This window comes from Micrococcus sp. PSi08 (assembly GCF_054960655.1).
This window is the reverse complement of sequence record NZ_JBHNYP010000028.1, coordinates 24,668-33,772: the sequence shown is the minus strand read 5'-3', so window position 1 is coordinate 33,772 and position 9,105 is coordinate 24,668. Positions and strand designations below refer to the sequence as shown.

The window sequence follows — 9,105 nt, the reverse complement described above, 5'->3', positions numbered from 1 at the left end:
GGTGGGGCGGAAGGTCATGATCGGCTGGCTCCCTCGACGACGGCATGTGAGTCCCGTCACCGTAGCCCAGCACCACACGCCCCCACCGCCCCGCGTACGACAAATACACAACACTCTCCTTGCGTATCTCACTGAGGTGTGCCTTACTGGTTCTCGGACCCCCGCCGGAAGGACCCCCATGGCCCACGCCTCCACGCACCCCGCTCATCCGCTGCCGCCCGTGGCGCCCCGTCGCCTGCTGCTGGCCCAGCGACTGCTCCGCGGCGAGGGCTCCGTCGAGGTCACGGCCTTCCGCGCCGGCGAGACGCTCACCACGGCCGTCCACGGTGTGAGCGCGGACGGCCGCCTCGTGGCCGCCCACGTCCCCAACCTCCTCGGTTCGCTCGGCGCGTTCCACACGCCCGCGCCGCTGGACGTGCGCGTGGACGTCCTGCGCGACGCCCTGGACCTCACGGTCCCCACCCGCCTGGCGTCCGTGCATCTACTCGGCACCCTGCGCTGGTGCCGGGACTCGGCCGAGGTCGCGGAGCTGGGGCTGCGCGGCCGCGTCGCGGACCTCGTGGACGACGTCGGCCCGCGGGTGCGCGTGGGCGTCGTCGAGACCCAGCGGATCCTGCTGCACGACGTCGACGGCGTCGCCGTGTTCTGCCGCCACACCCTGCCGCTCGCGTCGCACGGACTCGTCGACCAGGCCGAGCTCGCAGACCTGGCGGACGACGTGCTGGGCACCGCCCCCGAGGTGCTCGCGGACCTGGCCGACGCCGTCGCCCTGGGCCTGTTGCCGGGCGAGAGCACCCCGTTGCAGGTCGGCACCGGGCCCCTGCCCGAGTCGCCCGCCCACGCCCTCGACGCGGACGAAGCTGGAGTGACCCTGCTGCGCGTCCGCGACGGCGAGGCCACAGCGGTGCACGTGGCCCTGCCCGGTGCGGGCCGGCTCGATCACAGCCCCCGACACGCCTGGCGGCGACTGCTGGACGCGATCCCGGCGCGGGTCGCCCACCCCTGAGGGGCGGCGTCAGTCGATCGTGTAGGTGGCGCAGGTGGCCACGTCCGTGACCTCGATGCCCTCGGCGGTGCAGGCGAGGTCGGCGTTGTACGTGCACTCGAGGCGGTGGCACGCACCGACGGTCGAGGCGCCCTCGGTCACCGGGCGGCGGACGTCCAGCTGGACGAAGGTGCCGCAGCCGGGCGTGCGGTCGGAGCCGGCGACGGTGATGGCCAGGGCGTTGCAGGACGTCTCGGCATTGAAGGCGCAGGCACTGGCGGCGCAGGTGCGGACGGCGGTGGTCATGGCGTGATCCTCCCGGTTCGGGCCCGCCCCGGGCCGGGGCGGTGCTGCTGGAATCGAGATTACTCCCGCCCGCGAATAGCACAAGAGGGGCTAGCCTTAGTCGATAGGCGATTAGCGCAAATGTATTTTGCGCATTGTCGCGTGTCGTATGGACCGACGTCGTGCCCGCCGGCCGCCCCACCCCGCCGTCACCGCCCGGTCACGTCCGCGTCACCCGCCCCTGCCACCCTGCACGGGTGACCTCGCACACTGACCCCTCGCACCCGGCCGCCCACCCCGTCTCCCGCCGCACCCTCCTCGGCGGGGCGGGCCTCGTCGTCGCCTCCGCGGCACTGCTGTCCACGCCGGCCGGCACCGCCCACGCAGCCACCGGCCCCACGCCGTTCACGCTCGGCGTCGCCTCAGGCGACCCGTGGCCCGACGGCGTGGTCCTGTGGACCCGCCTGGCCGTGGACCCCCTCGCGCTCGACGGCCTCGGCGGCATGCCGGACCAGTCGTTCCGGGTGGAGTACCAGGTGGCCACGGACGAGGGCTTCCGCAAGGTCGTCCGGTCGGGCGCCGTCACCACGGACCGCGCGCAGGGCTACGCGGTGCACGTGACGCTCACCGGTCTGCGCCCCGGCACCGAGTACTTCTACCGGTTCCGCGCCCTGGGCCACCTCTCGCGCGTCGGCCGCACGGTCACCGCGCCCGCCCGCGGCTCGAACCCGAGCCGCCTCACCATGACGGTCGCCTCGTGCGCCAACTGGGAGCACGGCTACTTCACCGCCTACGGCCACATGGCCGCCGAGCGTCCCGACCTCATGGTCCACCTGGGGGACTACTACTACGAGATCATGCCGTACGGGTACCCGGTCTCCTCGGGGGTCCCGCGCGCCCACAGGAACGGGGAGTCCCGCACCCTCGCCCAGTACCGGGCCCGCATGGCGCAGTACAAGACGGACCCGCACCTGCAGGACGCGCACGCCGCCGCCCCGTGGCTCGTGATCTTCGACGACCACGAGCTCGAGAACAACTGGGCGGACGAGACCCCGGAGATCTGGGACCCGAGCTTCCTCGCGCGCCGCGCCGCCGCGTTCCAGGCGTACTACGAGAACATGCCGCTCCGCGCGTCGTCCGTGCCCCGCGGCATCGACATGCAGCTCTACCGCCGCATCCACTGGGGCGACCTCGCCACGTTCCACCTCCTGGACACGCGCCAGTACCGCTCGGACCAGGCCAACCTGGACCTGGTGAAGGTCGTCGACGCCGACGCACGGGACTCGCGGCGCACCATCACGGGCGCGGCCCAGGAGGCGTGGCTGCGCGAGGGCTTCGAGACCTCGGTCGCCCGCTGGGACCTCATCACGCAGCAGGTGCCGTTCGTGCAGTACGACCGCACCTCCGGCCCGCTCCTGTGGGGCGACATGGACACGTGGGACGGCTACGTCGCCTCGCGCGACCGCGTGGTCAGCGCGTGGACCACGGCGGGCGTCCGCAACCCGGTGGTGCTCACCGGCGACATCCACGAGGCCTTCGCCTCGGACATCAAGCAGGACTTCAACGACCTCTCCTCGGAGTCCGTGGGCGTCGAGCTCATCACCACGTCGATCACCTCGGGCGGCGACGGCTCGGACGCCGCCGCGGACGCGCTCGCGTGGAACCCGCACATCAAGTTCAACAACGACCTGCGCGGCTACCTCCGCGTGGACCTCTCCGCCCAGCTGCTCGAGGCCCGCTTCCGCGTGGTCGACTACGTGAGCGAGCTGGGCTCGTCGGTGCGCACGCGCGCGGTCTTCGGCGTCGGCGACGGCGAGCATCGGCTCCACCGGATCGCCTGAGGCGAGGGGCCGTCGTCGGGCCCGCCTCCTGAGCAGACCCGGCAGCCCCACCACCCTGGCCGAGTCCGCCCCGCGCTCCTAGCGTGGGGCCATGAGCACCCATCGCCTGTCCTCCACCGCCCTCGGGTTCGCCGCCGGACTGGGCACCGCGGCCGCCGTCACCGCAGCCCGCAAGATCGCCGTCATGGCCGCCGTCGGGAAGGGTCACCCGCTCAAGCACCGCCTCCTGGACGCGGCATCCGGCCTGGTCCAGCCGAAGTACCCCATGGGCGCGATGAGCACCTATCTCAACGGACTGCACTTCTACGCCGACGACCTCGGCCGGCAGGTCGAAGCCAGCCACTTCTGCATCCACCTGCGCCACGACCTGCACCAGTGCGTGATCTTCGACCGCAACGCGCCGGACGCACGGCTGATCGGCATCGAGTACATCGTCAGCGAGGAGCGGTTCCGCAGCCTCCCCGACGAGGAGCGGCGCCTGTGGCACAGCCACCACTACGAGGTGAGCTCCGGCGCCCTCACCGCCCCCGGGGTGCCCGAGCTGGCCGAGCACAGTTACTTCGAAGACCTCATCCACACCTACGGGAAGACGTTCCACACCTGGCAGTACGACCGGGACGACTTCCCGTACGGCATCCCCCAGCTGATGATGGGCCTCACCGGCGACGGCCAGGTGGACGAGGCCCTCCTGCGCGCCCGCGACGAGCGCGTGGGCGTGGACACCGCGGCCAAGCGGCGCCACCGCGCGGACATCCCGGTCCCGGACGTGGTGCCGGGCGCGAACAGCTGGGAGCGCGGGCGGGTCGTGCAGACCACGCTCGAGGAGCGCCCGGTGCGGGGCCGCGACGACTGAGGCCGGCGTCGTCGGCAGGGCGCCGTTTCCCGAACGAAAGCGGTGCGACATGCCGCCGTTTCCCGAACGAAAACGCTCGGCGGGCCGGGGCCGTCATCCGGATCGGGTGGGGGCGCCCCGCGTGGGACAGCACGTCCGCCGCACGGGTCGCGGCAGCGAGAACGCTGGGCTCAGACCTTGCCCTTGAGCAGTCGGTGCCAGTAGATCCGGGGCTGGCCGAGGCGGTCGAAGGCCGCCGTGCTCTTCCGCGGCTTCGTCAGGTCCACGCCGGGGATCGACCGGTCCTCGGAGCCGTCGCGGACGTGCTCGTCCAGGACCAGCTCGTCCCGGCTGACCATCACGGGGATCACGGTGTAGCCGTCGTACTTCTGGAGCGGCTTCCCCGCGTCCGCGGCCTGGATGTTCTGGGCCAGGATCTTGACCTGCCGGCGCAGGGCACCGCCGGAGGGCCGTGTGCCCAGGGCGGCGGCGTCGCCCAGCGCCCACACGTGCGGGTGCACGGGATGCCGCAGGGTCGCGGGATCCACGGCCGCCAGGCCGGCCTCGCCGTCGTCCGCCAGGCCTGCCTCGGCGATGAACTCCGGGGCCCGCACCACGGGCGTGATGTACGCGGCCGCGACGTCGGTGATCCGCTCACCGGTGTTGAGCACCACCTCGCGGGCCTCGTGGTCCACGGCGTTCACCTCTGCGCCGGCGTGCACATGGATGCCGTACCTCGCCACGGCCTCGGCCAGAGCGGGGTCGATGGTCTGCCGGTCCAGGATCCGGCCGTACGGGGTCACCAGGCGGACGTCCACGTCCGGCAGGATCCCCGTGCGCTCCCATGCCGCGCAGGCCAGGAACAGCGCCTTGAGCACGGTGCCGCCGCACGAGGAGGGCTCAGCCGGTACATTCGCCACCACACGGTCCCCCGCGGCCACACGCGACAGCAGCGCCCGGGCGGCGTCCACGTGCTCGGGCACGTGCGCACTCGCCGCCCATCCGGCGGCGTAGGCCTCACGCAGCCCGTCGATCGCACCCCACCACGGGGTCAGCCCCGGGCAGAGCACGAGGTGGCGGAAGCCCACGGTCAGCCCGGTGCTCGTCACCGCGGTCCGTTCCTCGGCGTCCACGGCCACGACGTGGTCCGGGATCCATTCGACCCCGTCCGGGATGACGGCCCGCATCGGCCGTTCGAACCGGGCCATGTCCGCCTGCCCGCCCGCCGCGTAGTTCAGCATCGGCCGGTAGCGGTGCAGCTGGTGGCCGTCGGCGATGGCGACCCGACCCTGCCGCTTCCGCCGCAGTGCGGCGGCCAAGGACACGCCGGCGTTGCCGCCGCCGACGATCAGGATGTCGTACTGCTCGGTCACGTGGTCCTCCGTGGGGTGACGGGGTCAAAGGAACGGTACGGCCGCCCCCGCAGACGTGCTCCGCGGCAGACGGGACGTGCCGCCCATCCTCCACTGGTGGCCGGGGCCGGCGCTAGCCCGTAAGGCCCAGCAGCCGCAGCTGGTCTGCGTACTTGCGCATCCCGGCCTCCACGGCCTGCGGGTTCTGCGCGTACCAGTCCAGGTGGGTCTGTCGCAGCTGCTCGGCCGGGACGGTCTGTCCGGCCACGGTCCAGTCCTCGGTCGGCTCGGCGTCGAGGTCGAGGGCCTCCACCACGACCGCCTCGAGGGGCGCGCGCACCCCGCCGAGGAGCACGCGGGAGGCGGGCACGGGCTGGACGGCGACGTCGCCCGGCAGGTGCCCGGCCACGCGCTCGGCCACGCGGGTCAGCAGCGTGTTGGTCGGGTGGTTCACGGTGTAGAAGCCGACGCCCCGCTCCGCCGCCACGAGGTCCGCCATGGACAGCGTCCCCTTCGCCTCCTCCCGCGCCCGCAGCGCCTGCACGGACGCGGCGGCGGCCTCACGGATCGCCGCCGGCGCCACCTCCCGACGACGGCCCGTCGCCGCCTCGGCCAGCACGCGCAGGTCGTGGTACGGCACGACGGGCGGGTCCTCCCCCGGCCGCTCGGCCGCCCCGGGCGCGAACTTCCAGTTGCGGAGGGTGACCTGCCAGGGGAAGCGCGAGACGTCGTACACCACGGGGATCCGCACCACGGCGGCGTCCTCGGGCAGCCGGGCCACGAGCTGGTCCGTGCCGATGGGCATGCCCCGGTAGTCGTGCGGGATCGGCTGGGTGACGAGCGCCTTCACGCGGGGCAGCAGCCGCTCCAGGTGCTCGACCTCGTCCGGCTGGGCCTCGAAGGCGGGCGGCACGCGGACGCTCACCAGGTCCGCCCCGTGCAGCGGTGTGCCGGGCTCCCCGCCGAGCAGCCGCCGATACGACTCGCCCTGGCAGTTGCCCCACACCAGCAGCAGGTCACCCTCGGGCAGGTCCTCGAGCCCGTAGAAGTGCCCGTAGTGCCGGCGTCGTCCCTCATCCCACTGCATCCGTGCGTCCTCTCTCCTCAGCCGTCCACGCGCCGGATCCAGCCGACGCCCGCCGTCCCGAACCACCAGGCCAGGAACGCGGCGAGCGCCGCGAAGTCCAGTTCGTCCAGCTCGCTCATCGGTCCTCCCGTGTTCCGTCCTGTCCGCGATTGTGCCAGCCCCGCCCCGCGGGCACCGGCCCGCTCAGCCCCAGCCGCCCCACCACGCCTCGAGGTCCGGCACGGTGGCCACGGGCGCCCAGCCCAGCCGGGAGGCGGGCACCCGCCACACCCGCGCCGTCCCGCCCCGCCGGTGCCGCCACCGCGCCCGCGCACACGTCAGCACGGCGAGCACGGCCCGCTCGCCCGGCTCGGCCGGCTCGCCCAGCACCTCCACGCGCTCGACGCCGGCCCGTTCCAGGCGCAGCAGCCACGCGGCGACGGCGTCCGCGTCAGGCCGGGCTCCGGCCGCGGCGGGCCGCAGCGGCACGTGCACGTCCACGGACCAGTCGGGCACCGACCGGACGGCGTCGAGGTCGCCGCGCGCCGGCGTCGGCGGCAGGTCCTGGGACGCCGCCGCGCCGCCGTCGGGCTCGCCCAGCAGCCGCACGCGGGGGTCGCCGAGCGCGCGCGCCGCCGCCTCGTCGAGGCCGCCCACGACGCCGACCCGCGCCCCCGGTGCCGCGCGCAGCACGGCGTCCACCGCCACCACGGCCGCCGCCGCGCCGTCCGCACCCTCCGGCACCCGCACGCGCGCCTCGACCCGCAGCGGGCCGACCAGGGACAGGCCGTGGCCGCGGGCCGTCGTCGCGGGGATGCGGGAGGCCAGCACGAGCGCCTCCCGGGCCTTCACCCGGGCGGCCTCGGCGGCGTCGCCGCGTCCGCCGAAGTCGGCGCCGGCCTGCCACGCCACGGCGTCCGGCGCGTGGCGCAGGGCCGCCCCCACGCGCCACAGCCGGTGCGCCAGCTCCCAGTCCTCCCCGCCGTAGCCCACGAAGGCGGGGTCGAAGCCGCCGGCGTCCTCGTAGATCTCGCGCGCCACCGTGAGCACGGCCGAGATGACGTACCGGTAGCCGGTGGAGTCGGCGCGGCGCAGGTCGTCCGTGGCGCGGTACCCGTCACCCAGCCAGGCCGGCTCGGCCAGGCGGGAGCTCTCCGGCACCTCGTCCCCGGGCCGCCATCCGTGCGCCCAGGCCCGTTCCAGCCAGGCCTCGGCCAGGTGGCGCCGCCGGCCCACCACCGCGGCGTCCCGGGGCGCCTCGGCCACCGCCGCCAGCGCCGCGGCGAGGTACCCGGGCTCGGGGAGCATGTCCCCGTCGAGGAAGGCGAGCACGTCGCCGTCGGCCGCCTCCGCCCCGAGCGCCCGGGCCGCCGAGGCGCGGAACCCGCGGTCCGGCTGGCGCACGGTCACCACGTCGAACGGCAGGCCCGGGTCCACCCGGGGCGGGACGGGCGAGCCGTCGTCGGCCACCACGAGCTGCAGCCCGCCGGTCAGGCCGCGCTGGGCCGCGAGCGCGGCCGTGAGCCGGTCGAGGTCCGCCTGGGCCCGGTAGTAGGGCACCACCACGGAGACGGCAGCGCTCACGTCCACCTGTGCACGCGGCGGAGCACGTCGAAGAGCATCCGCGCGCAGTCCTCGGCCCCGGGCGAGAGGTCCACGGCGGGGTCGAGCCACGTGCGCTCGGGGTCCTCGACCGCCTCGGCGATCGCCTCGGCCAGCGCGAAGGCCGGCGACCCGTTCGGGTGCACGAGCCGCAGGGTGCCCGGGCGCAGGCGCTCCATCTCCTCCGTGTAGCGGCCCGCGGAGGCGATCGCCCGCCGCCCCACCGAGGTCCACGCCGCCAGGGACCCGGACGCGGACACGTTGCGGTGCGCCGCGAACGGGATGCCCGCCGAGAGCAGGGCCGCGTCCGCGAACTCGTCCGGCACGAACCCGGTGACGCGGAACTCCAGGCCGCGCGCCTCGGCGTCGCGGGTCAGCTCCGCCACGAGGTCGTCATGCCCGATGCTGACGGGTCCGAGCGCCGTCAGCCGGCGCGGCGCCCCGGAGTCCGGGCCCCACTGGCGGTGCAGCTCGGTGAGGGCCTCCAGGGCGAGGGCGTGCCCCTTGCCCGGGTAGACGAAGCCGAAGAGCACGAGGTCCCGGTCGAGGCCGGCCATGCTCTCCGGCACCACCGGTTCGGCACGGGCGGCCGCGGCCCGGCGGTCCTCCACGGGCAGCGGGACCACGTCCGCGGCCACGTCCACGAGGTCCGCCAGCAGCGCCCGTTCGTGCTGGGAGGAGACCACGACGCCGGCCACCGTCTGGGCGAGCCGCGCGTACGCCTCGCCGCGGCGGCGGTAGCGGCCGTCGCCCTCAGCGGGCTGCGGGATGTCGTGCAGGGTGAGCGTGGTGCCTGCGGGCAGGACGTCGACGAGCAGGTCCGCGGCGGCGGTCGCGGTGGGGCCGAACAGTGCGTCCGTGACGTCCAGGTGCACGGCGGCGCCCAGCGCCCGCGCCTCCTCCAGCAGGGGCACGAGGCCCCGGAACGCCGCGACGTCCTCCGCCCTGAGCAGCTCCACCTCGGCGCCCACCCTCCGGAGGGCGGCGGCGATCTGCCGGCCATGGCGCACCACGCCGTGCTCCGGCGCGCCCACGGTCACGTACAGCACACGTCCCTGCGGCTGCGAGTCCACGTCCACGATCCCCTTCACCTGCGGCGGCGCTCCTCGACGCGGCGGCGCGCCGGAACGGACAGGATGCCG

Annotated in this window: 8 protein-coding genes; 3 read left to right on the top strand and 5 right to left on the bottom strand. The window is 74.7% G+C overall.

Annotation, left to right across the window (positions count from 1 at the left end):
* Positions 1-178 precede the first annotated feature (178 nt).
* Positions 179-1,006, top strand: a complete 828-nt coding sequence (locus ACFI33_RS09980; RefSeq protein ID WP_336647143.1) for a hypothetical protein — start codon at positions 179-181, stop codon at positions 1,004-1,006.
* Between the two features lie 9 nt (positions 1,007-1,015).
* On the opposite strand, the gene ACFI33_RS09975 is transcribed toward ACFI33_RS09980, so the two are convergent.
* On the bottom strand, positions 1,016-1,291 hold the full coding sequence (locus ACFI33_RS09975) for a DUF1540 domain-containing protein (RefSeq protein WP_020624892.1): 276 nt from the start codon (positions 1,289-1,291) through the stop codon (positions 1,016-1,018).
* A 236-nt stretch (positions 1,292-1,527) separates the two neighbouring features.
* On the opposite strand from ACFI33_RS09975, the gene ACFI33_RS09970 reads away from it, so the two are divergent.
* On the top strand, positions 1,528-3,111 hold the full coding sequence (locus ACFI33_RS09970; protein WP_020624893.1) for an alkaline phosphatase D family protein: 1,584 nt from the start codon (positions 1,528-1,530) through the stop codon (positions 3,109-3,111).
* A 91-nt stretch (positions 3,112-3,202) separates the two neighbouring features.
* The gene (locus ACFI33_RS09965) at positions 3,203-3,964 is read left to right on the top strand and encodes an OBAP family protein (protein WP_136940264.1); all 762 of its coding nucleotides are present in this window, start codon (positions 3,203-3,205) and stop codon (positions 3,962-3,964) included.
* A gap of 170 nt (positions 3,965-4,134) precedes the next feature.
* On the opposite strand, the gene ACFI33_RS09960 is transcribed toward ACFI33_RS09965, so the two are convergent.
* The 4 genes from ACFI33_RS09960 to ACFI33_RS09945 form a co-directional block, all read right to left on the bottom strand.
* The gene (locus ACFI33_RS09960) at positions 4,135-5,316 is read right to left on the bottom strand and encodes an NAD(P)/FAD-dependent oxidoreductase (RefSeq protein WP_101965916.1); all 1,182 of its coding nucleotides are present in this window, start codon (positions 5,314-5,316) and stop codon (positions 4,135-4,137) included.
* Between the two features lie 112 nt (positions 5,317-5,428).
* The gene (locus ACFI33_RS09955; protein WP_336647144.1) at positions 5,429-6,382 is read right to left on the bottom strand and encodes a WcbI family polysaccharide biosynthesis putative acetyltransferase; all 954 of its coding nucleotides are present in this window, start codon (positions 6,380-6,382) and stop codon (positions 5,429-5,431) included.
* 183 nt (positions 6,383-6,565) lie between these two features.
* Entirely contained in the window at positions 6,566-7,945 is a 1,380-nt protein-coding gene (locus ACFI33_RS09950) for a glycosyltransferase (RefSeq protein ID WP_336647145.1), read from the bottom strand.
* On the bottom strand, positions 7,942-9,054 hold the full coding sequence (locus tag ACFI33_RS09945; protein ID WP_127445993.1) for a glycosyltransferase family protein: 1,113 nt from the start codon (positions 9,052-9,054) through the stop codon (positions 7,942-7,944). The genes ACFI33_RS09950 and ACFI33_RS09945 overlap by 4 nt, the downstream gene beginning before the upstream one ends.
* Between the last annotated feature and the right edge of the window lie 51 nt (positions 9,055-9,105).

What these genes read in the sequence shown, in the direction of transcription:
- ACFI33_RS09980 (WP_336647143.1), top strand. Translation starts at nt 179, where the DNA reads ATGGCCCACGCCTCCACGCACCCCGCTCATCCGCTGCCGCCCGTGGCG.
- ACFI33_RS09975 (WP_020624892.1), bottom strand. Translation starts at nt 1,291, where the DNA reads ATGACCACCGCCGTCCGCACCTGCGCCGCCAGTGCCTGCGCCTTCAAT.
- ACFI33_RS09965 (WP_136940264.1), top strand. Translation starts at nt 3,203, where the DNA reads ATGAGCACCCATCGCCTGTCCTCCACCGCCCTCGGGTTCGCCGCCGGA.
- ACFI33_RS09955 (WP_336647144.1), bottom strand. Translation starts at nt 6,382, where the DNA reads ATGCAGTGGGATGAGGGACGACGCCGGCACTACGGGCACTTCTACGGG.